This is a genomic window from Bacteroides luhongzhouii (assembly GCF_009193295.2).
GTDB classification, from domain to species: domain Bacteria; phylum Bacteroidota; class Bacteroidia; order Bacteroidales; family Bacteroidaceae; genus Bacteroides; species Bacteroides luhongzhouii.
Window position 1 is genome coordinate 5254176 of the sequence record NZ_CP059973.1, and the last position, 22916, is coordinate 5277091.

The 22916-nt window shown below is 41.3% G+C and carries 21 protein-coding genes and 1 pseudogene; 12 read left to right on the top strand and 10 right to left on the bottom strand.

Annotation, left to right across the window (positions count from 1 at the left end; all coding sequences use genetic code 11):
* Nucleotides 1-5 precede the first annotated feature (5 nt).
* From GD631_RS20095 to GD631_RS20105, 3 genes are all read left to right on the top strand, one after another.
* On the top strand, nt 6-1049 hold the full coding sequence (locus GD631_RS20095; RefSeq protein WP_143259404.1) for a porin: 1044 nt from the start codon (nt 6-8) through the stop codon (nt 1047-1049).
* Nucleotides 1050-1118: 69 nt separating this feature from the next.
* Nucleotides 1119-2303, top strand: a complete 1185-nt coding sequence (locus GD631_RS20100; RefSeq protein WP_143259403.1) for a DUF418 domain-containing protein — start codon at nt 1119-1121, stop codon at nt 2301-2303.
* 7 nt (nt 2304-2310) lie between these two features.
* The gene (locus GD631_RS20105) at nt 2311-4518 is read left to right on the top strand and encodes a tetratricopeptide repeat protein (protein WP_185911521.1); all 2208 of its coding nucleotides are present in this window, start codon (nt 2311-2313) and stop codon (nt 4516-4518) included.
* A gap of 148 nt (nt 4519-4666) precedes the next feature.
* On the opposite strand, the gene GD631_RS20110 is transcribed toward GD631_RS20105, so the two are convergent.
* The 5 genes from GD631_RS20110 to GD631_RS20130 all read right to left on the bottom strand — a co-directional run bounded on the left by GD631_RS20110 (nt 4667) and on the right by GD631_RS20130 (nt 7498).
* Nucleotides 4667-5248 carry a Maf-like protein gene (locus tag GD631_RS20110; protein WP_143259402.1) on the bottom strand — a complete coding sequence of 194 codons (582 nt, stop codon included), beginning with the start codon at nt 5246-5248 and terminating at the stop codon, nt 4667-4669.
* Between the two features lie 71 nt (nt 5249-5319).
* Entirely contained in the window at nt 5320-5841 is a 522-nt protein-coding gene (locus GD631_RS20115) for a KdsC family phosphatase (RefSeq protein ID WP_008026011.1), read from the bottom strand.
* On the bottom strand, nt 5822-6616 hold the full coding sequence (locus GD631_RS20120; RefSeq protein ID WP_143259401.1) for a Rossmann-like and DUF2520 domain-containing protein: 795 nt from the start codon (nt 6614-6616) through the stop codon (nt 5822-5824). Before GD631_RS20120 ends, GD631_RS20115 begins: the two co-directional genes overlap by 20 nt.
* Before the next feature lie 7 nt (nt 6617-6623).
* Nucleotides 6624-6959 (bottom strand): hypothetical protein, encoded by a 336-nt coding sequence (locus GD631_RS20125; protein WP_143259400.1) that lies wholly within the window; start codon nt 6957-6959, stop codon nt 6624-6626.
* 2 nt (nt 6960-6961) lie between these two features.
* The gene (locus tag GD631_RS20130; RefSeq protein WP_004321512.1) at nt 6962-7498 is read right to left on the bottom strand and encodes a nitroreductase family protein; all 537 of its coding nucleotides are present in this window, start codon (nt 7496-7498) and stop codon (nt 6962-6964) included.
* A 180-nt stretch (nt 7499-7678) separates the two neighbouring features.
* On the opposite strand from GD631_RS20130, the gene GD631_RS20135 reads away from it, so the two are divergent.
* Nucleotides 7679-7903: a hypothetical protein gene (locus tag GD631_RS20135; RefSeq protein ID WP_143259399.1), complete on the top strand. Its 225-nt coding sequence runs from the start codon at nt 7679-7681 to the stop codon at nt 7901-7903.
* A gap of 88 nt (nt 7904-7991) precedes the next feature.
* On the opposite strand, the gene GD631_RS20140 is transcribed toward GD631_RS20135, so the two are convergent.
* From GD631_RS20140 to GD631_RS20150, 3 genes are all read right to left on the bottom strand, one after another.
* Nucleotides 7992-8534, bottom strand: a complete 543-nt coding sequence (locus tag GD631_RS20140; protein ID WP_004321516.1) for a beta-class carbonic anhydrase — start codon at nt 8532-8534, stop codon at nt 7992-7994.
* Between the two features lie 103 nt (nt 8535-8637).
* The gene (locus tag GD631_RS20145) at nt 8638-10668 is read right to left on the bottom strand and encodes a RagB/SusD family nutrient uptake outer membrane protein (RefSeq protein ID WP_143259398.1); all 2031 of its coding nucleotides are present in this window, start codon (nt 10666-10668) and stop codon (nt 8638-8640) included.
* 19 nt (nt 10669-10687) lie between these two features.
* Nucleotides 10688-13867, bottom strand: a complete 3180-nt coding sequence (locus tag GD631_RS20150; protein WP_143259397.1) for a SusC/RagA family TonB-linked outer membrane protein — start codon at nt 13865-13867, stop codon at nt 10688-10690.
* A 238-nt stretch (nt 13868-14105) separates the two neighbouring features.
* On the opposite strand from GD631_RS20150, the gene GD631_RS20155 reads away from it, so the two are divergent.
* From GD631_RS20155 to GD631_RS20180, 6 genes are all read left to right on the top strand, one after another.
* Nucleotides 14106-15104: a GNAT family N-acetyltransferase gene (locus GD631_RS20155; protein WP_143259396.1), complete on the top strand. Its 999-nt coding sequence runs from the start codon at nt 14106-14108 to the stop codon at nt 15102-15104.
* Nucleotides 15105-15279: 175 nt separating this feature from the next.
* Nucleotides 15280-15684, top strand: a complete 405-nt coding sequence (gene mce, locus GD631_RS20160) for a methylmalonyl-CoA epimerase (protein ID WP_143259395.1) — start codon at nt 15280-15282, stop codon at nt 15682-15684.
* A 28-nt stretch (nt 15685-15712) separates the two neighbouring features.
* Entirely contained in the window at nt 15713-17266 is a 1554-nt protein-coding gene (locus GD631_RS20165) for an acyl-CoA carboxylase subunit beta (protein ID WP_004300890.1), read from the top strand.
* Between the two features lie 31 nt (nt 17267-17297).
* Nucleotides 17298-18218 carry an OadG family transporter subunit gene (locus GD631_RS20170; protein WP_143259394.1) on the top strand — a complete coding sequence of 307 codons (921 nt, stop codon included), beginning with the start codon at nt 17298-17300 and terminating at the stop codon, nt 18216-18218.
* Nucleotides 18219-18242: 24 nt separating this feature from the next.
* Nucleotides 18243-18674: an acetyl-CoA carboxylase biotin carboxyl carrier protein gene (locus GD631_RS20175; RefSeq protein ID WP_004314215.1), complete on the top strand. Its 432-nt coding sequence runs from the start codon at nt 18243-18245 to the stop codon at nt 18672-18674.
* A 1-nt stretch (nt 18675) separates the two neighbouring features.
* Nucleotides 18676-19836: a sodium ion-translocating decarboxylase subunit beta gene (locus GD631_RS20180; protein WP_143259393.1), complete on the top strand. Its 1161-nt coding sequence runs from the start codon at nt 18676-18678 to the stop codon at nt 19834-19836.
* Nucleotides 19837-20048: 212 nt separating this feature from the next.
* Here GD631_RS20180 and GD631_RS20185 read toward each other — a convergent pair whose 3' ends face one another.
* Nucleotides 20049-21053, bottom strand: a complete 1005-nt coding sequence (locus GD631_RS20185) for a class II fructose-bisphosphate aldolase (protein ID WP_008648889.1) — start codon at nt 21051-21053, stop codon at nt 20049-20051.
* A 412-nt stretch (nt 21054-21465) separates the two neighbouring features.
* On the opposite strand from GD631_RS20185, the gene GD631_RS20190 reads away from it, so the two are divergent.
* On the top strand, nt 21466-21720 hold the full coding sequence (locus GD631_RS20190) for a type B 50S ribosomal protein L31 (RefSeq protein WP_005678397.1): 255 nt from the start codon (nt 21466-21468) through the stop codon (nt 21718-21720).
* Between the two features lie 98 nt (nt 21721-21818).
* Here GD631_RS20190 and GD631_RS20195 read toward each other — a convergent pair.
* Nucleotides 21819-22246: pseudogene (locus GD631_RS20195) on the bottom strand (ATPase); the annotation flags it as partial.
* Between the two features lie 193 nt (nt 22247-22439).
* On the opposite strand from GD631_RS20195, the gene GD631_RS20200 reads away from it, so the two are divergent.
* The gene (locus GD631_RS20200; RefSeq protein WP_004304410.1) at nt 22440-22847 is read left to right on the top strand and encodes a hypothetical protein; all 408 of its coding nucleotides are present in this window, start codon (nt 22440-22442) and stop codon (nt 22845-22847) included.
* The last annotated feature ends 69 nt before the right edge of the window (nt 22848-22916 follow it).

The following is a 22916-nucleotide window of genomic DNA, read 5'->3' on the forward strand; positions in this document are numbered from 1 at the left end:
AACTCATGCGAAAAACACTACTCCAATTCTTAACCTTTGTTTTATGCATTACAGGTATGCAAAATCCGCTCCTGGCACAGGAGCAGACACCATTAAATCAAGTTGTCAACACACTGAAAGAACGGATTAGCCTCTCCGGATATGCCCAATTGGGATATACTTATGACGATGCAGCGAATCCGGATAATACATTCGACATCAAACGAATCATTTTCATGGCACACGGAAAGATTACCAAACGGTGGACTTGTGATTTTATGTATGACTTCTACAATGGGGGCATGTTACTCGAAGTGTATACCGATTATCAGTTTCTCCCCGGACTTACGGCACGTATCGGTGAATTCAAGGTTCCTTATACCATAGAAAATGAATTATCTCCTACCACAGTAGAACTCATTAATTGTTATTCGCAGTCTGTTTGTTACCTGGCAGGAGTAAGCGGCAGCGATAAGTGTTACGGAATGACGTCCGGACGGGATATCGGTATGATGCTTCACGGGAAATTATTTCGTGACTTCCTGCAATATAAGGTGGCTGTAATGAATGGACAAGGATTGAACACCAAAGACAAAAACAGTCAAAAAGATGTGGTCGGTAACTTGATGGTTAATCCGCTGAAATGGTTATCCGTGGGTGGTTCGTTTATCCGCGGAACAGGACATGCCATAGCAGATTCGGAATATACCGGAATCAAAGCTGGAGAAAATTACGCCAAGAAACGTTGGAGTGCAGGAGGGGTTGTCACCACTTCCACCTTTAATCTGCGTACGGAATATCTCGGCGGAAAAGACAGGAATGTGAAAAGTGAAGGTTTCTATGCAACAGGCAGCGTACGCTTCGCCCGGAATTTCGATTTCATCGCTTCTTATGACTATTTCAACCCGAATAAAGCTGCCGACTTCAAACAGAATAATTATATTGCAGGCGTACAGTACTGGTTTTATCCCAGATGCCGCTTACAAGCACAATATACTTTTTGCGACAAGCAAGGAGACGGACAAAAAGACTCCAATCTGATACAGGCACAAGTGCAGGTAAGATTTTAATTTAACGAAGAATCTTATATTATCAGGCACGGATTACATAAACCAATTAATAACAGAAACCAAGAAATCATGGAACACAAAATCGCCGAAACCAACGCCCGAATAGACGTGGCCGACGTATTAAGAGGATTAGCAGTAATGGGAATTATTCTCTTACACAGTATTGAACACTTTAATTTCTACTCCTTCCCGGAAGAAGTACCTTTTGAATGGATGAAATTTACCGATCAGGCTATTTGGAGAGGATTATTCTTCACATTCAGTAACAAAGCATACGCTGTGTTTGCCCTGCTCTTCGGTTTCAGTTTCTATATTCAAGACAACAACCAACAACGGAGAGGGAAAGATTTCCGCTTGCGATTTTTATGGAGATTATTCATTCTCTTCATTATAGGACAGTTCAATGCCGCCTTCTTTACCGGTGAAATATTGACCATGTATGCGATTTTAGGAATTATCCTTCCGATATTCTGCCGGATGAGTGACCGCACGGTTGTCATCTTCGCTACTTTACTAATTTTACAACCTATCGATTGGGGGAAATTGATTTATGCTTTGTGTAATCCTGACTATGTGGCAGGAAAAAGTTTGGCAGGTTATTATTTCAGCATTGCTTTCGACGTGCAAAAGAATGGAACGTTCCTCGAAACAGTCCGCATGAATATGTGGGAAGGACAACTGGCCAATATGACCTGGGCACTGGAACATGGACGTATCTTACAGACACCGGGATTATTCTTATTCGGAATGCTTGTCGGTCGCCGCAAATATTTCCTGTACAGCGAACAGAACGAACGCCTGTGGCTAAAGGCATTGGCCGTTTCACTTCTCTGCTTCTTCCCCATCTACGGATTGAACAATATGTTGCCGGAATTCATCGAACGAAGTGCCGTCCTTGTTCCCCTCCAATTGATTTTAAGTTCATTCAGCAGCCTTAGCTTCATGGTATTGCTGGTAACAGGATTACTGCTGACTTTCTACCGCGTAAAGGACCGCAGCTTCTTTATGCGTTTCACATCTTATGGTAAAATGAGTTTAACAAACTATCTCGGACAATCTATTTTCGGTTCTCTTTTGTTCTATCATTGGGGATTCGAACTTGGAAGATATTTAGGAATCACTTACAGTTTCCTTTTTGGCATCCTTTTTGTTATATTACAAATGGTATTCTGTTCGTGGTGGCTCCGGCACCATAAACACGGTCCTTTTGAGGGTCTCTGGAAACGTTTGACCTGGATTGGAAAAAATAAATAATAAAATAATGATGAACGAAAAAACGATTAATGAACAATACGCATATATACGTACTTTACTTGAAGAGAAAAGACTCAAAGAGGCCCTAATGCAGTTGGAATCTTTGCTGTGGCAGTGTCCCGACTGGGATTTGCGCACTCGCCTGGAACAATTGCAGACCTCTTACAAATATATGCTGGAATACATGAAACAGGGAGCAAACGACCCTGAACGGTGGAATCTGTATCAGAAAATGGTAGCAGACACCTGGGGAATTGCCGACCAATCACGTCTGCTCATGTTGGATAATGCTTCATCAAGATACTATCATGAAGTACGCCGCACTCCCGTATCGGCGGACTTGGCTAACTATGGTATAAAAACAATATTACACATGCTGGAGTCATTTAATGACGACTTGGCAGTCAGCGGATTACTGTCTGACGAAAAGATGGATGAAGTATTAAAGCGGCATGAAGATACGCTCAAGTTTATGTTTATAAGAACATGGACAAACAGCGCATGGACTCCCGAAGACGAGGAAGACGCAAAAGCCATGCTTACCTCGGAATTACTTCCGGGAGATGACTTATGCTTATTTGTCAGTGCCCTTACATTGAGCTTGATGGAATGTTTCGACTTACGAAAAATAGTGTGGCTGCTCAATGCTTACGAACACCCTAACGTCAACATCAGCCAACGGGCATTGGTAGGTACAATGATTATTTTCCACATCTACAGAAACCGTCTTCCTTTTTATCCGGAACTCATCAAAAGGGTAGATCTGATGGAGGAAATACCTTCATTCAGAGAAGACGTCGCACGTATATACCGCCAAATGCTATTATGTCAGGAAACGGAAAAGATTGATAAAAAGATGAGGGAAGAGATTATTCCTGAAATGCTGAAGAATGTCTCCTCCATGAAAAATATGCGGTTCGGTTTTGAAGAAAACGATGAAGAAAACAATGATATGAACCCGGATTGGGAAGATGCATTCGAGAAGTCCGGTCTGGGGGATAAATTGCGTGAAATGAACGAACTGCAGCTAGAGGGCGCAGATGTGTATATGAGTACTTTTGCCGCATTGAAAAATTATCCGTTCTTCCGCGAGGTACATAACTGGTTTTATCCATTCAGCAAACAACAGTCCAATGTGCACAAAGCAATGAAGCAAGCGGGAAATCAGGGAGGCAGTCTGTTGGACTTAATTCTTCAATCGGGATTTTTCAGCAACAGCGATAAGTACTCGCTCTTTTTCACGATTCATCAATTGCCACAGTCGCAACAGGATATGATGTTGAGTCAGCTGAACGAACAGCAGGTGGCAGAATTGGCAGAGAAATCGAATGTTGAAACAATGAAGAGATTCAATGAACGTCCGGGAACGGTCAGCAACCAATACCTGCACGACTTGTACCGTTTCTTCAAACTTAGTGTACGCAAGAGTGAGTTCAGAGATATTTTTAAAGAGAAACTCGATCTTCATCACGTTCCTGCACTTGACAATATATTGTGTTGGAAAGATGTATTGTTCCCCATTGCCGATTTTTATCTGTCAAAAGAACGTTGGGACGAGGCTACCGAAATTTATGAAGAACTGGAGTATATCGGAGGATTCAAAGGAGAAAGTGCGGAATGTTATCAGAAGTTTGGCTATGCATTACAGAAAAGAAAGAAATATGCAGAAGCTATTCAGGCTTATCTGAAAGCAGACACGCTGAAGCCGGATAATATCTGGAACAATCGCCACCTGGCTATTTGTTACCGGCTAAACAGAAACTATCAGGCTGCACTCACTTATTATAAAAAGGTAGAAGAAGCTGCTCCGGAAGATACCAATGTGACTTTCTATATCGGTAGTTGCCTGACTGAATTGGGACAATATGAGGAAGCTCTGAATTATTTCTTCAAGTTGGATTTCATCGAGAACAATTGTATAAAGGCATGGCGCGGCATCGGTTGGTGCTCGTTCATCAACCAGAAATATGAACAGGCGATGAAATATTATGAAAAGATCATTGGACAAAAGCCGCTGGCTATTGATTATATGAACGCAGGACATGTGGCCTGGGTAATGGGAGATATTCAGAAAGCTGCCGTTTTCTACGGAAAAGCCATTACGGCTAGTGGAAACCGGGAAAGATTCCTGGAGATGTTCCATAAAGATAAAGACTCTCTTCTCATACAAGGGATTCGGGAAGAAGACATTCCTCTGATGCTGGATTTATTATAGTCTCCCGCATCTTTCAATTTGGGATATTCAGTAAATATCCCTGCTTAAGAATACAGAAAAAGGCTGCCTCAAAATAGAAAATGAGGCAGCCTTCTCATATTATTGGGTTGAGTAGAGATGAGATAGTCAGATAGATTCACGAGCCCTACTATAACTTTTTCAACTCTCCATACAACTTCTGTATGGGAAGTCCCATAATATTATAGAAGCTACCTGAAATTGATTTCACTCCGATATACCCGATCCATTCCTGAACGCCATAGGCTCCTGCCTTATCCATCGGCAGATAGCGATCGACATAATACAGGATTTCATCTTCTGACAAGACATCAAACAATACTTCGGAGGAAGCAGTAAAGCTTTTTTGCCATTCGGTGGTAGCCAGGCAAACACCTGTGAAAACCTGATGAGACTTTCCCGAAAGAGCACGAAGCATTTCAATGGCTCCTTCCCTGCCCTCCGGTTTTCCAAGTACTTTTCCATCCAGCCAGACTATGGTATCTGCTGTAATCAATAATTCTCCCGGCTCCATCATGGTACGATAGGCATCCGCCTTTTCACGAGCAATATATTCGGGTATTTCAGCACCAACCAATGTATCCGGATACGACTCGTCTACATCCGGCAATGTTCTGACTACATAATCTACTCCCAAGCCTGACATCAGTTCTTTCCGACGGGGAGAATTGGAGGCTAATATAATCTGATATTTCTTTAAGTTATCAAGCATTATTTTATTTACAATTTGACGATTTACTATTTATGATTGAAAATACTTTTTATTGATGTTACCAGTTGATCTCACCAGCCGAAAGCATCTTCTGCCATCCATAGACCATGAGCTTTCAATACCTGCTCCACTACATCACGCCCGCAACCACGTCCGCCGTCTGCATAAGAAATATACTTTGCTACGGATTTCACTTCCGGCACGGCATCTTTCGGACAACATGGAAGTCCGCATTCACGCATCACTTCAATATCAGGAACATCATCTCCCATATAAAGAATTTCATCATCGGTCAATCCATATTTATCACGAAAATCACGATAATCGTGTATCTTGACGGCAGATCCCATATACAGATCCTTCACTCCCAGTCCTTCAAAACGGATACGCACTGCTTCTGTACGGCCACCGGTGATGATGGCTATGTGAAGTCCCTTTTTCACAGCCAACTGGATAGCGTACCCATCTTTGATATTCACGGTACGCATCGGTTCTCCGGAAGGATGCAGAGGTACAGTTGTCGAACTCAATACTCCGTCTACGTCAAAAGCTAAAGCCTTGATACGAGATAAATCATAGTTGATGGTGCTCATGGATACTTTTGCTCATTAGTTTATATATTTCCTGCAATGCCGGAGAATCTACCAACATGGCAAGATGATTGCTAATCACATTCTCATCATAACGGACAGCGGGTCCGGTCTGTGCATCATGCGGTGCCAGTTCGTGCACTTTACGTGCTGTTTCGTCTATCAGCGGAAGCATGACATCAAAAGGCAAGTTATACCTTTCAAGCAAATCAGCAGCTAATGCATACATGTGATTTGTGAAGTTACAGATAAAAACAGCTGCCAAATGAAGGCTTTTACGCTGCTCGGAAGAAGCTTCGTAAACTTTCTCCGAAAGAGCGGCAGCAACAGCTTTCAAGAACTCTACATCTTCCGGTCGTTTCGCTTCAACAAAGAAAGGTACTTCCTGAAAATTGACTTCACGTTGTTTGCTGAATGTCTGCATCGGATAAAATACCCCATACCGTTCTGCATGCCCTTCCCAGATACTCATCGGAATACTTCCCGCTGTATGCACCAACAATGAATTCTGTTTCCCTTCTGTTATCTGCGGCAACAAATCTACCAAAGCGGCATCTTTCAAAGATACGATATACAATTTGGCATCTTTGGAAATTTCCTGCAAATCTGTGGTATATTCAGCTTCCACTTTCTCGGCTAAAGTACGGGCAGATTCCATTGTCCGGCTATATACCTGCACAATGCGGAATCCTTTATGATAGAGAGCTTTCGCCAGATTAGTAGCCAGGTTGCCTGCACCGATAAACACAATCGGTGTATCTTCTATACTTCTCTTCATTATTTCTTTACCGTTTTGCAAACCAGAATAAAATGATTCCGACAATGAGCAGAGTCAATGGCAACAGATACCCGGATAACGAACCCAGCAATGATATTACCAGACTGATATTCATCACCAGCCAAAGACCAAGCAACACAAAACCAATTGATTTGTCACGTTTAAAAATAAGAAAACAGATCGAAGCATACAATAACATATTGTCCTTATTCATCACCCAAGGTAGTCCAACAGTAGAGAAATGAATCAGTTTATCAATCAGATAAAGTGCTCCGATAACGATAAAGGTAACAGCAGTAGCCAAATAAGTATCTTTGCTGTTACTCGCTTTAGCAGCTCCCATATTTATTTTCCTCCGAATTTATTTATGTGAATTTTCTCCCATTGAAGATGTTCTTCGTTGAAAGGTTTACGTTCCATCCCTTTATGTCCGATAGCAATAACGGAAAGAATTTGAAGTTGCAAAGGAATATCCAGGATTCCATGAACAAATTCATCGGAAGGCATTCCGGTAGCAGTGAAACGTTCGCGAACCTGCACCCAGCAGCTTCCCAAACCCAAATCTTCAGCCTGCAACTGTATCATGATGGAAGCAATAGAAGCATCTTCAATCCAAACATCACTGGCCAACGGATCGGCCATTACCACAATTGCTAAAGCTGCGTCGGCAATGAATGAAGAAGCCTGTTCCTTGCAATGAGACAATTCTTTCAATACCTCTTTATCATCAATCACTACAAACTGCCAACTATTACTACGTTTGGAAGAAGGAGACATCAAAGCTGCTTTCATCAACGTAACTACCTGATCTTGTGTCAACTCTTCATCGGTGAACTTCCGCATACTACGACGGTTCTTTATTAATTCACTGAAATTTTCCATATTATTTTTTGGTTTCATTTGATTAATGTATGCAAAGATAATGCAAACCGAGCGTAATAGGAAATAAAAGTATCTTTTTCATTTCTATTGTCAGAAGGGAATCTATGAGATGAAAAGAGCGCCAAATACTCCACTAAATGAAGAATATATTGTATCTTTGCACAGAGAAATAATTTCATTATGAAAAAGCGAATTACACAAGACGATTACATTAAAGCGAATCGTAAAGCTAGCCGTGAGGCAGAAATCGAGATGTACGGGCACCCTATTTGTCACAAACGAGTGCACCAGTCAAAGAAAGTATATAACCGCAGAAAGATAAAGGCAGCCGATAAAAAGCTGCCTTATTTTTTTGTCTTCAAAATGGCGTCACTATCCCCCAGACATAGCGACACTATGCAATAGAAATAGCGTCACTATCATGATAGGATAGCGTCACTATATTTAGGAGGTTAAAAAAGAAGGTTATCTATTTACCTATCTATCTAATTATCTATACAATCCGAGTTAATTCCCCGGTCGTAGAATCAATAATAAATCCGTAGACTGTCACATCTGAAGGGATCAAAGGATGGCGCACGATAAAATCGACTGTTCCTCTCACCGACTTTTCCGTATCTTCGAAACCATCCAGCCACGAATGAAAGTCAACTCCGCAGAAGCGCATCATGTCAATATAATCCGGATTGATTCCGCGTGCTTTCATTTTTTCGAGCATTTCTTCACTGTGCATGTGGCAAGCTCCACAATCAGAATGAGCAATCACCATTATTTCCTCCACACCCAGTTCAAAAATAGCAACGAGTAAACTACGTATTACGCTACCGAAAGGATGGGAAATAACGCCACCTGCATTTTTTATCATTTTCACATCGCCATTCTTAATTCCTAGTGCGGCTGGAAGCAAAGCAGTCAGTCGGGTGTCCATACAGGAAAGAATAGCTATTTTCTTATCGGGATATTTATTGGTAATATACGATTCGTATCCCTTGTTCTCAACAAATTGCTTGTTGTAAGCTAAAATTTCTTCTAACATAGTTCCGCTTTTTAAAAGTTCTGTTCGATTACACAAAGATATATAAAAAAGGGACATATCATCACGACATATCCCCTCTTTAATTAAAATTTAATCTGTATTGCTATTGTAAAAATCCATCCAGACCAGACTTAGCTGTTGTACCGTATCCATTATCTCCATATTCTTCAGCATTATCAATCTGTTGAAGGAATGTTTGTGATATAGGACGCCATATATTATAAGATTTGAAGCTAGAAGCAGCACGTTTGTTATATTTCGCCAAACGAGTTGAGAATGCTTGATGACGCTGCAACAATGCCCAACGTGAATGTTCTCCACAAAGTTCACGTGCATATTCGTCGTAGATATCTTCTTCGGTGACAGTAGTCAGCTTGTAAGACGACTCCGAAGCTCCGGTGCGAGCTGCACGGGCACGAAGCGTATTCAAATATCCTGCAGCTTTTGTACCGTTACCTAAATGCTGTTCGGCCTCGGCAGCAATCAAATAAACTTCTGCCATACGCATCACAAAAATATCACCATTACGGATTTGCAAGTTACTTCCATAATATACCCCTTCATAACTCCAGATAAACTTATTCAGACATGGATATGTTGCATATACTTTTGAAGTACGATCATAATCGCTAGGCATATCGTTCTGTGTTTTTACGTAATTGCCATTTGTATCAAACAAATCATCGATATTCACACATGCATAAACACGATCTTTCTTGTCTTCCGCTGACAAAGGTTCTTTGGACAAATAAAGAAAGAAACGATTATCATCCGCAGGCAATGGATAATCTATTACATATACTTTTTTAGGGGTCATCAATGTTGATACATCCCCTGTAGTCACCCCTTTGGGCCACACAGATGCTGTATACTGATTTCCTCCATGAGACATCGTTTTGCCATCACAATCAACATAGGGATAAATTTTTTCACCCACATGAGAAGCATCAATACCATACTTCTGACATAAATCGCTAGTCAAAGTCACTATATTCTTAGTATATGGAATCCATGCCACTTTTTCCATAGAAAATGCCCCGAAAGCAGTCTGGAATGAATTCTCCCAACGTTTATCCCAAGTTGGTTCAAAGCAGTCCAACAAATATTTAGATGGTGCGCAGTTACCATTGTTGGTACGTCCATAAAAATAGTTCTGTTTGTCAGATGTAATCTTACTAATATCCGACAGGTTCGTCTGATTCCAGTAAGTATACGTAAACAATTTATTATATCCCGCATTCGAATAATCCCATGCGTCATCATCACCGGCATCACAACCTGCTGCAACAAAAAGCGCTTCTTTATTAGTACGGTTGTTGCCATCAGCCCACATATCTGATATATCATTATAAAGATAACCTCCGTAAGTACCTCCGCCGGCTTCTGTATCCGCAATAAAGCTTTCCGCAACATCTGCCGCTCTTTGCCAGTAAGAAACACCATTCTCGTTCAATCCCTGACCGGCTCCTTGTATGTAGGCACGAGCCAAAAGTCCCATAGCCGATTTTCTTGAAACACGGGCACGATTATTACCGTAAGGAGTTGTATTCAGATTATCCGCAGCATACTTCAAATCATCAATAATGTATGAATAAATTTCCGACAATGTATTCCGTTTAGGTTCCAACACAATATTATTTCCCGCTTCATTCATGCAAAGAGTGATCGGACCAAAGTAAGTAGTCAATATCAGATGATAAAAGCCACGCAAACAACGAGCTTCGGCTGTTAGCACACGAATATCATCCGCATTTCCTTCTACACTTTCCGCACGGTTTATAACCGTATTACATATCCCCAAAGCAGTATACGCCTGCATAAATAATTTATCCCATGCCTTATCTTTACTCGGCGTCAGAGATTCATAGTAAAAAAGTTCTTTTGAGTTATCATTATTATTTGCCGTCAACCACGTATCCGTACCAGCCTCTGCAACAGATAAAAAGTCTGTCACAGTATACAACTGACTATAAATAGGATTATAACACTGGGTTTGCATTCCGTACCACCCGTCAAACGTAGCCAACGTTTCTTCGCCGGTAACTTCCATTGGATTATATTCATCCAATGAACATGAATTGATAGTAACCATCGCACACAATGCTAAGGCCACATTATATACTAATTTCTTCATTATTTATCAGTTTAGAGAATTAAAATGAAAGATTAAGACCAAAGACCAACTGTTTTGTCAATGGATAGTTCAAACCACCATTCATTTCCGGATCATAATCCTTCAACAAATGACTTTTTGCAATAACGAATGGATTAGTAATCGTTCCATACACACGGAGCTTGCCCAATCCCAGTTTTTTAGCCAATTTATCAGGCATAGTATATCCCAATGTTATATTCTTTATTTTAAAGAATGATCCATCTACATACGACAACGCTGCAAAGCCTGGATAATAGCTCAACTTATCCTTGATAGAAGCATCCATAGCAGGAAAATCGTTCGAAGGATTTGTTTCAGACCATACATTAAAATAAGTAGGATAGTTGTTCAACCCTGTCGGGTCATAATCCGTTAATACAGAATATTTAATCATCTGTCCCCAACGCATATACATATAAATACTTAAATCAAAATCTTTATATGTCAAAGTATTCTGGAAACCCATTGTCCAATCCGGAGAGTTATGTCCCAATACTTGATAATCATCAGCAGACACAGAATATGTATTAGAAGCATCATAACGGATTTCCTGTCCGTCAGCATTCACTTTCGTATAGTAGACACTACCGTCCGTATCCGTATGCCGCACCATATCAGGCACATTAATCTTTATAGATCCCGGTTTCAGTCCAAACACAGCAGCATCAGCTTCTTCACCTTTCTGCCAGATACCATCCAGTTTGTAGTGATAAAAAGAGTTGATTGCACTACCTACCGCATAAGTATAATCGCCATTGATTACTTTATCATTAGCAGTTCCGGTCAGTTTCGTAATCTCTTCCTTATTATATGCAAAAGTCAGAGCCGATGTCCATTGAAAATTTTTAGTTTCAATGTTGCGGGTATTCAAAGCAAACTCAAGACCTTTATTTTTAGTCTCACACAAGTTTATATTGGTCAGATATTGCTCTTTAGAACTATAGGAACCGTTCACTACAGGTAATGATTTTTTCCATATCACACCTTCCGTCTTAGTCTTATACATATCCAATGTCACATTGATACGATTATTCAGGAAAGAAGCATCAATACCGATATTGGTGTTCTTTGAACGTTCCCATGTCAGTTCCGGATTAGCTATTATTTTAGTGAGATTATAAATCTGCGTTTTTTCACCACCTAACGTCAACCATCCGGACTCCAGAGAAGAAGAGGAAGAATAAGGATCAATACTGGCCGTACCAGAAATACCGTAACCCACACGAATTTTTAAATTATCCAACCAGTTTCTTGTACTTTCCATAAACTTCTCGTCAGAAATACGCCATCCCAATGAAACAGCCGGGAAATTAGACCATTTATGATCTTTAGCCAAACGTGAAGAACCATCCCGACGAATAGAAGCAGAAAGCAAATACCTACCCAATAGAGAGTAGTTGATACGTCCTACTAATCCGACTCCTTTAGACATGGTATAACTGGACGAGTTCTTCTGAACGGCAGCTTTTTCCAATCCTTCCCACAAATATTTGTTGTTAGCAATACCTGTTCCTGTCATTTCCGTGTTATCCGTCTGGTTATGATTCCAGGTAGACACACCGGTAAGCGTAAATTCATGTATCTTAGCAATATTAAAGTTGTAAGTTACGATATTTTCCCACTTATAATTATATGATCTGTTTTGAGTAATCTTTGCATTCGTATCTGTCTCTACATTTCCTCCCGCTTTGTAAAAGTTGTACGAGCCATCTCCCTGGAAACTATTCGAACGGGAATAAGTCAACGTCCCATTCACGCGTGACTCCCATGTCAATCCTTTAATCGGAGTTATTTTAATATAAGGATTCACATACAGTTTTGTATTCTGGGATTGGTTTCTCCAATTACTTTTATTATTCATCAAAAGATTCAAATAGCTGGCATCCCCTTCAATCGGATAAGGATTAACATTGCCATTCTCGTCATAGATTTCACCGTAAGGAATAGCCGTCATACCATCTTGAATCTTTGCAAAAGGCTTATTCTGATGCACATAAGATGCCTGGATACTAATTCCTGTAGTAAACCATTTATTGATTGTGTGATCAATGCGAATATTTGTTGAATACAATTTATAATTATCATCGTTGTATTGTCCGTTTTCATCCGAAAAATTCATAGACATATAAGCCTTTGTATTTTTTGTACCTCCTGAAACCGACAAACTATAATTCTGAACAGTCCCCGTATGCAACAATTCATCTACCCAGTCAATGTATTTCCCGTTTTGATAAGCTTCATAATAAGCAGGGTTAGTAAACATATTGGCATCATCCACATAAGTACCCGCATTTTTATGGGCTGTACGCAAACCCTCCATGTAGGTTTCTCCTTGGCGGACTTCCGGCATTGTAGACCAGCTGTTTATACCAAAAAAGGCATTAAAATTGGCAGTCAATTTTCCTTCTTTTCCACCTTTGGTAGTAATGATTACAACACCATTGGCACCGGAAGAACCATAGACAGCCGTAGAAGAAGCATCTTTCAACACTTCAATAGATTCAATATCATTCGGATTCAGTGTCGCATAGTCACCCGGCATCCCGTCAATAATAAACATAGGATTACCACTTGCCGTCAATGAACGGTTACCGCGCAATTGCATTTTCACTCCTGAACCCGCTTGGCCCGATTCTCTCGTAATATCCAATCCCGCTACTTTTCCCTGCAATGCTTCCATCGGATTTGTACCCGGATTCATCGTAATGTCTTCCGATTTCACAGAAGCAACCGCTCCTGTTAAATCACGTTTCTTCACTGCACCGTAGCCAATAACAACCACTTCATCCAATGCCTGCGTATCCGAAATCATTTTCACATTGACCGGTCCGTTGCCCGTCACAGTCACCGTCTGTCCTTTGTAACCGATATAAGAAATGACCAGTTCTTTTCTTCCCGCCGGAAGATCAATAGAGAAGTTACCGTTAAAATCAGTAATCGTACCTGTACTTGTTCCTTTCACAACGATAGAAACTCCAATCAGCGGCTCCCCGCTTTCATCAATGATAGTTCCTTTCACAGTTTTCGTTTGTGTGACAACTTGCACCATAGTATTAGAAACTCCATCTTCCGCATAAACAGCGTATGACAGAGGGGCAGCCAATAAAGACAACCCTAAAATCATGGAAGCGCGTCTATGATGATTCTTCCATGCTTCAACAAATGCATTACATCTCATTCGTTCTAATTTAAAGTTAATATTAATTCTCGTTGTTTTGCAAAAACTATTTGATTATAATCTTAATTTAAGACGAACCTAATTTTAATACGTACTCACTTTTCATACCATATTTCTCCTATAAAATACATTTTTCCATTAAATACGCAAAGATATATTATACTTTACTTCAAGCAACTCCAACAAATTCTTTGTTTTGTTGTTGAATAAAGAATAAAAAGTGTAAATTTGTACCTAGATGCCACTTAAACTAACAACATATTATCATGGGAAGGACATTCCTGAATTGCCGGGAAAAAACACCTTCCATTCCAAAGAGTTATTTCAGATTTATGAAGCAACTCCAGGGTATACTCCTTTATTAATAGTGGCAACAGAAGACGGCAGACCTGTGGCACGCCTGCTTGCCGCCATTCGCAAAGCGAAGAAGTGGCTCCCCTCCTCTTTAGTGAAACATTGCGTGGTATATAGCGAAGGAGAATTTCTGGATGAATCGCTTTCGGCCAACAAAGAAAAGGCAGAAGAAGTCTTTGGCGATATGCTCGAACATCTCACACAAGAAGCATCGCGCAGCTGTGTCCTGATCGAGTTCCGAAACCTCAACAATTCGATGTTCGGTTATCGGGTTTTCCGTGCCAACGATTATTTCCCTGTCAACTGGTTGCGGGTACGCAATTCGCTGCACAGTATGAAAAAGACGGAAGACCGGTTCAGCCCGTCGCGTATCCGGCAGATAAAAAAAGGGCTCAAGAATGGAGCCAAAGTAGAGGAAGCACATACCGTGGAAGAGATACACAATTTCTCACGGATGCTGCATAAGGTTTACTCCTCCCGCATACGCAGATATTTCCCTGCCAACGACTTTTTCCGCCACATGAACAACATGTTAATCAAAGGACAACAGGCAAAAATATTCGTAGTAAAATACAAAGAGAAAATCATTGGCGGTTCCGTTTGTATCTACTCGGGAGACGATGCGTACCTTTGGTTTTCGGGAGGAATGAGAAAGACCTATGCACTTCAATATCCGGGGATACTGGCCGTTTGGAAAGCATTGGAAGACGCGCGCCAGCGGGGATTCCGCCATATGGAATTTATGGATGTAGGACTTCCGTTCCGTAAACACGGTTATCGTGATTTCGTTCTCCGCTTCGGCGGAAAGCAGAGCAGTACCCGCCGTTGGTTTCGTGTCAATTGGAATTGGCTGAACAAACTCTTAGTCAAATTTTATGTCTAAATGTAATCTCAAGATTGCAAAACGACTCTTCATGTTCCTTTCCTACCATTTTTTCTGTTTAATAATCCAATAATTAAATGCAGAAATATTTCTTTATTAGGTAAGAATTGTCTTTCTTTGTGCTGTTTTATGCCTTATAAGCACAGATTTAAAACCAAATAAAAAAAGTATAGTTATGAAGATTTCACACATTGAACATCTGGGCATTGCTGTAAAAAGCATTGAAGAAGCCCTTCCTTACTACGAAAATGTATTAGGTCTGAAGTGTTACAACATTGAAACAGTGGAAGATCAGAAAGTAAGAACCGCTTTTTTAAAAGTAGGCGAAACAAAAATCGAACTGTTGGAGCCGACTTGCCCGGAGAGTACTATTGCCAAATTCATTGAAAACAAAGGTGCAGGCGTTCACCACGTTGCATTTGCTGTAGAAGATGGCGTAGCCAATGCTTTGGAAGAAGCAGAAGGCAAAGAAATCCGCCTTATCGACAAAGCCCCCCGCAAAGGTGCCGAAGGTTTGAATATCGCTTTCCTTCACCCGAAATCAACTTTGGGCGTGCTGACAGAACTCTGCGAACATTAATCATAAACTCTAAAACCAACAAGAACTCATGAGTAATCAACTTGAAAAAATTAAAGAGCTTATTGAACGCCGTGCCGTAGCACGTATCGGAGGCGGTGAAAAAGCAATTGCGAAGCAACACGAAAAAGGGAAATACACAGCACGCGAGCGTCTGGCTATGCTGCTTGACGAGGGTAGCTTCGAAGAAATGGACATGTTCGTTGAGCACAGATGCACGAACTTCGGTATGGAGAAAAAACATTATCCGGGAGACGGTGTAGTGACCGGCTGCGGTACAATCGAAGGACGTCTGGTATATGTGTTCGCACAGGACTTCACTGTTTCTGCCGGTTCACTGTCAGAAACAATGTCATTGAAAATTTGTAAAATCATGGATCAGGCCATGAAGATGGGTGCTCCTTGTATCGGTATCAACGACTCGGGTGGTGCACGTATTCAGGAAGGTATCAACGCTTTGGCCGGTTATGCAGAAATCTTCCAACGCAACATCCTTGCTTCGGGTGTTATTCCGCAGATTTCCGGTATCTTCGGTCCTTGTGCCGGTGGTGCTGTTTATTCTCCGGCTCTGACCGACTTCACGCTGATGATGGAAGGCACTTCCTATATGTTCCTCACCGGACCGAAAGTGGTGAAGACCGTTACAGGTGAAGACGTTAGCCAGGAAAACCTCGGTGGCGCAAGCGTTCACTCCACTAAATCGGGCGTGACCCATTTCACCGCCCAAACAGAAGAAGAAGGTTTCGAACTGATTCGCAAACTGTTGAGCTATATTCCTCAAAACAACCTTGAAGAAGCTCCTTATGTAGATTGCACAGACCCAATCGACCGTCTGGAAGATTCTTTGAACGATATTATCCCCGACAGCCCTACTAAACCGTATGATATGTACGAAGTCATCGGCGCTATTGTGGACAACGGTGAATTCCTTGAAATCCAGAAAGATTATGCAAAGAATATCATCATCGGTTTCGCCCGCTTCAACGGACAATCGGTAGGTATCGTTGCTAATCAGCCTAAATATCTGGCTGGTGTGCTCGACAGCAACGCATCTCGTAAGGGTGCACGTTTCGTTCGTTTCTGCGATGCATTCAATATTCCTATCGTATCGTTGGTAGACGTACCGGGCTTCCTTCCGGGAACAGGTCAGGAATACAATGGCGTTATCCTTCATGGTGCCAAACTGTTGTATGCTTACGGTGAAGCTACTGTGCCTAAGGTTACTATCACATTGCGTAAGTCTTACGGTGGTTCTCACATCGTAATGAGCTGTAAGCAACTTCGCGGTGACATGAACTACGCATGGCCTACTGCCGAAATCGCAGTAATGGGTGGTGCAGGAGCAGTAGAAGTATTGTACGCACGTGAAGCCAAAGATCAGGAAAACCCTGCTCAATTCCTTGCAGAGAAAGAAGCAGAATACACGAAACTGTTTGCCAATCCTTACAATGCAGCTAAATATGGCTACATCGACGATGTGATTGAACCACGCAACACACGTTTCCGTGTAATCCGTGCTTTACAGCAATTGCAGACTAAGAAATTGAGCAATCCAGCTAAGAAGCATGGTAATATTCCGTTGTAATCCTACTTTTCACATTAAAACAAGAACGATTATGAACAAAACCAAAATCGGAATAATCCTTTCTTTGCTGTTGCTGATTGGTCTGACTTCTTGTGGAGAGCAAAAGTCGAACAATAAGCTGGTGCTAAACGAAATCCTGATAGACAATCAGAGTAATTTTCAGGACGATTACGGATTGCACAGCGCATGGATTGAAATATTCAATAAATCATTCGGTAGCGCCGACCTGGCAGCTTGCTTGCTGAAAGTAAGCAGCCAACCGGGCGATACAGTTACTTATTTTATCCCGAAAGGTGATATACTAACATTAGTGAAACCGCGCCAACATGCACTATTCTGGGCAGATGGCGAACCTAACCGCGGTACTTTCCACACCAGCTTCAAGCTGAATCCGGAAACAGCCAACTGGGTGGGTCTGTTCGACTCCGGCAAGAAGTTGCTCGACCAGATTGTAGTGCCCGCAGGCGCTCTCGGTCCCAACCAATCATACGCTCGTGTAAGCGACGGGGCAGCTGAATGGGAAGTAAAAAGTGGAAGCGGTGACAAATACGTGACTCCGAGCACCAACAACAAGACTCTTGACAGCAATTCCAAGATGGAAAAGTTTGAAGAACACGATGCTGATGGCGTTGGAATGTCCATTTCTGCCATGAGCGTAGTATTCTGCGGATTGATTCTTCTCTTTATTGCTTTCAAGATTGTAGGAAAAGTAGCCGTTAATTTGAGCAAGCGCAACGCTATGAAATCTAAAGGCATCGACAAACATGAAGCTAAGGAACTGTCACAGGCTCCGGGCGAAGTATACGCCGCTATTTCTATGGCATTGCACGAAATGCAAGATGAAGTGCACGACGTAGAAGAAACGGTGCTGACCATCACTCGCGTAAAACGCAGCTACTCACCATGGAGTTCGAAGATTTACACTTTGCGTGAAACTCCTCCCAGAAAGTAAGTCACCTTTTAAAAAGTAAAAACGATGAAAGAATATAAATATAAAATCAACGGTAACTCATATAAAGTAACCATCGGAGATATTGAAGACAACATCGCTCATGTAGAAGTGAACGGTACACACTATAAAGTAGAAATGGAGAAACAGCCGAAGCCTGTTGCAAAACCTGTGACAGTACGCCCGATGCCTAATGCTCCTACTGCTCCTACTCAAGTAGTGAAACCGACCGCTCCATCTACCGGAAAATCAGGAGTAAAATCTCCGCTGCCGGGTGTGATCCTCGACATCAAAGTGAATGTAGGCGATACTGTAAAGAAAGGACAGACCATTATCATATTGGAAGCCATGAAGATGGAAAACAATATCAATGCGGATAAAGACGGTAAGATTACTGCCATCAACGTCAACAAGGGAGACTCTGTTCTTGAAGGTAATGACCTCGTAATTATTGAATAATATGGGAGATTTTATAAACTTTTTAGGAAATAACCTCGCCGACTTCTGGACATACACAGGCTTTGCCAATGCTACGGTAGGGCATGTAGTCATGATTCTCGTTGGCTTGGTATTCATCTATTTGGCAATAGCCAAAGAGTTCGAACCAATGCTGCTGATTCCTATCGGTTTCGGTATATTGATTGGTAATATACCTTTTAATATGGATGCCGGACTGAAGGTCGGTATTTATGAAGAAGGTTCTGTATTGAATATATTGTATCAGGGAGTGACCTCCGGCTGGTATCCGCCGCTCATCTTTTTGGGCATCGGCGCCATGACGGACTTCTCGGCACTTATCTCTAATCCGAAATTGATGTTGATCGGTGCAGCTGCACAGTTCGGTATCTTCGGTGCATATATGATCGCGCTGGAAATGGGTTTCGACCCGATGCAAGCCGGTGCTATCGGTATCATTGGTGGAGCGGACGGCCCGACAGCTATCTTCCTTTCTTCCAAGCTAGCACCTAACCTAATGGGAGCCATTGCAGTGTCCGCCTACTCCTATATGGCGTTGGTTCCGGTGATACAACCGCCTATCATGCGTCTGCTCACCACCAAGAACGAACGTATCATCCGCATGAAACCGCCGCGTGCCGTTTCTCACACGGAGAAAGTGATCTTCCCGATCATCGGTTTGTTGCTGACTTGCTTCCTGGTTCCTTCCGGTCTACCTTTGCTGGGTATGCTGTTCTTCGGCAACCTATTGAAAGAAAGTGGTGTAACCCGTCGTTTGGCTAATACTGCCAGTGGTCCGTTGATTGATACTATTACTATTCTGTTGGGACTGACAGTAGGTGCTTCTACACAAGCTTCCGAATTCCTGACGCTCGATTCCATCAAAATCTTTGCTCTCGGTGCATTGTCATTTGTTATTGCAACTGCCTCCGGTGTCATCTTCGTTAAGATCTTCAATATCTTCTTGAAGAAGGGTAATAAGATTAATCCGTTAATCGGTAACGCAGGGGTTTCTGCTGTTCCTGACTCTGCACGTATCTCGCAAGTGATTGGTTTGGAATATGATTCGACCAACTACCTGTTGATGCACGCTATGGGTCCGAACGTTGCCGGAGTGATCGGTTCAGCTGTTGCTGCCGGTATCCTGCTCGGATTCTTGATGTAAGATATAAGACAAGTATAAAATCACCTTTACTGTATATCATTATAGTAAAGGTGATTTTTTATTGTAAGAACTTGTCGATTTAAAAATATTGCATTTGCTATTCCGTATATATCATATTGCGTTTTGTTGCGGATAGAACTGTAAAGAGACAAAAAAGGCTGCCACCGTCAACCGGTAGCAGCCTTTCTTTTATTTATGGAATAATCCGAAGATTACTGTGCCAATTTGTTGTCAGAACCGAGCACGTTGATAATTTTGTGCTTGTACAGTTTTTCCATGTTGTCACGAGCCGGACCAAGATACTTACGTGGGTCGAATTCAGCTGGTTTTTCAGCGAAAGTCTTACGGATAGCTGCAGTCATAGCCAGACGTGAGTCAGAGTCGATATTGATTTTGCAAACAGCAGACTTAGCAGCCTTACGCAACCATTCTTCCGGAATACCGATAGCAGCTTTCAGTGCACCACCGTATTGGTTGATAGTTGCCACTTCTTCCTGTGGAACAGAAGATGAACCGTGAAGAACGATAGGGAATCCCGGAAGTTTTTCCATTACAGCGTCCAATACTTCGAATGCCAATGGAGGAGGAACCATTACGCCTGTAACCGGGTCGATGTGGCATTGTTCCGGAGTAAATTTATAAGCACCGTGAGAAGTACCGATTGAGATTGCCAAAGAGTCGCAACCAGTGCGAGTAGCGAAATCGATTACTTCTTCAGGGTCAGTATATGTGTGGTGGTCAGCAGAAACTTCATCTTCTACACCAGCCAATACGCCAAGTTCACCTTCTACAGTTACGTCAAACTGGTGAGCGTATTCAACAACTTTCTTAGTCAATGCTACGTTTTCTTCGTAAGGAAGGTGAGAACCGTCGATCATTACTGAAGAGAAACCTGAATCGATACAAGATTTGCAAGTTTCGAATGTATCTCCGTGGTCAAGGTGAAGAACGATTTCCGGATGTGCACAGCCTAATTCTTTAGCATATTCTACAGCACCCTGTGCCATGTAACGCAACAAAGTAGCGTTAGCATACTGACGAGCACCTTTAGAAACCTGAAGAATCACAGGAGATTTAGTTTCAACAGCAGCCTTGATGATAGCCTGCATTTGTTCCATATTGTTGAAGTTGAATGCTGGGATAGCATATCCACCTTTGATAGCCTTAGCAAACATTTCTCTTGTGTTTACCAATCCTAAATCTTTGTAATTTACCATTTTGTTTAAAGTTTATTGTTAGTGAATAAAAATTCTACGCAAAAGTAAGCATTATCCATCGAATAACGAACATCGGAAAGAAAAATATAGTAGAAAAAGGTTTAAATCAGACTGCAAAATTTAGCAGGAATACGAGTGTGACATTAGATTGTAATGTCTACCTTGCAAACTTTGGGATTTATGATTTCTGAATTCTGATTTATGCCTTCGGATTTATATCTCCTTATTTATACCCTATTTATACCTCATTTTTCATTCATTTAATCACCAAAATCTGCATAGCAAATCAGAAATTTTAGAAAACCTTTTTCTATTTCACAGAAAAGCATTATCTTTGCGCACTGAAAATGACCATTACACTATTTCTTACCAAAATAGTAACAGAATATAAATTAAAAAAACAGATACTGAAATGAAAAAAGGCCTTCATCCAGAATCATACCGTCCGGTAGTATTTAAAGATATGTCAAATGGTGACATGTTTTTGTCTAAGTCAACTGTAGCAACTAAAGAAACCATCGAATTCGAAGGTGAAACTTATCCGTTGCTGAAGATTGAAATCTCAAACACTTCTCACCCGTTCTATACAGGTAAATCTACATTGGTAGATACTGCAGGTCGTGTTGACAAGTTCATGAGCCGTTACGGTGACCGTAAGAAGAAATAATTCGATCTTTCGTGAAAGATGAAAAAAGAGGAGATTCTCGCGGAGAATTTCCTCTTTTTCGTTTTCTATACTCCTCAACATCAAGCATTATCCAACAGGAAATCGGCTATATTTTTAGCGTTCAGCTTATTGCCAATATTATCGAAAACAAACTTCACTACCCGCTCGAGCAACTCCACATTCCGAATATTGCGACACTGCCCCGTGTCACGAAGAATGACAGAAAAATAGATGTCGTAGACTATTTTATAGATAGCCTCATATCCATAATCGGCAGTATGTATGACCGGAAACCCTCCCATACGGAGATATTTCTGAGATTCCTCCTTCCGGTTGAGCATCGGATCGTTGACCTGCAAGTCATGAAAAGTCAGATATTCTCTAAAAGACAAGGTCATGACAGTTCGTCACGAATCAGACGCAGCACTACCGACTTTCCACTGCGACGAATACCCGTTATCACTTTTACAAACGGCTTATCTATAAAAGGAACGATTTGTTCCATATACTGTTCACGATTAATCATATTCAAAAGTTTTTAGGGTTATAAGCACAAAGATATACTATTTTCGGAAAGTTTTTAGGGTTATAACCCTAAATAAATCCATAAATTCAGATTCTTTTAGGGTTACAAGCCGAAAAATAAATAAAAGAAATATGACTAAATCCGATTTATTACCAAATAAAGAAAGTACCTTTACCCGACTAATTAATAAAAAATGGAAATAACCGATTTAAAACAAATGACAAAGGAAGAAGTTTTTAATTTCATCAGACAACGCCTTTCTTTCAGTAAAGAACTGCAAGAACAATTCAGGCATGTGAATAAAGACGATCTCGCAAAAGAACATCGCAGATTCGAAATGTCCGGAAATGAATCAAAGACAGGCCAATGCACGATTTTCAACACAGCGATTCTGAACGAGTTTGCCGATCTTGGCATCTATGATTATACTTCTTACCTTTTTCTCGACTTCCACAATGGCACTCCAACCGTTTATCTCAAATACTTCTCCGAAAATGAAAATTTGGAATATACATTTACCGGATATACCACAACGGAAATCATCTTTGCAATTCTTGAACTGACTATCTTCTCCGGAAAGCCTAAAAGAAATCGCAGCTAAAAAAAGAATTGCACGGAAAGACAATGCGAAGTCAAAAGACTTTTATGGCTTTCATTTAGGCACGGATTA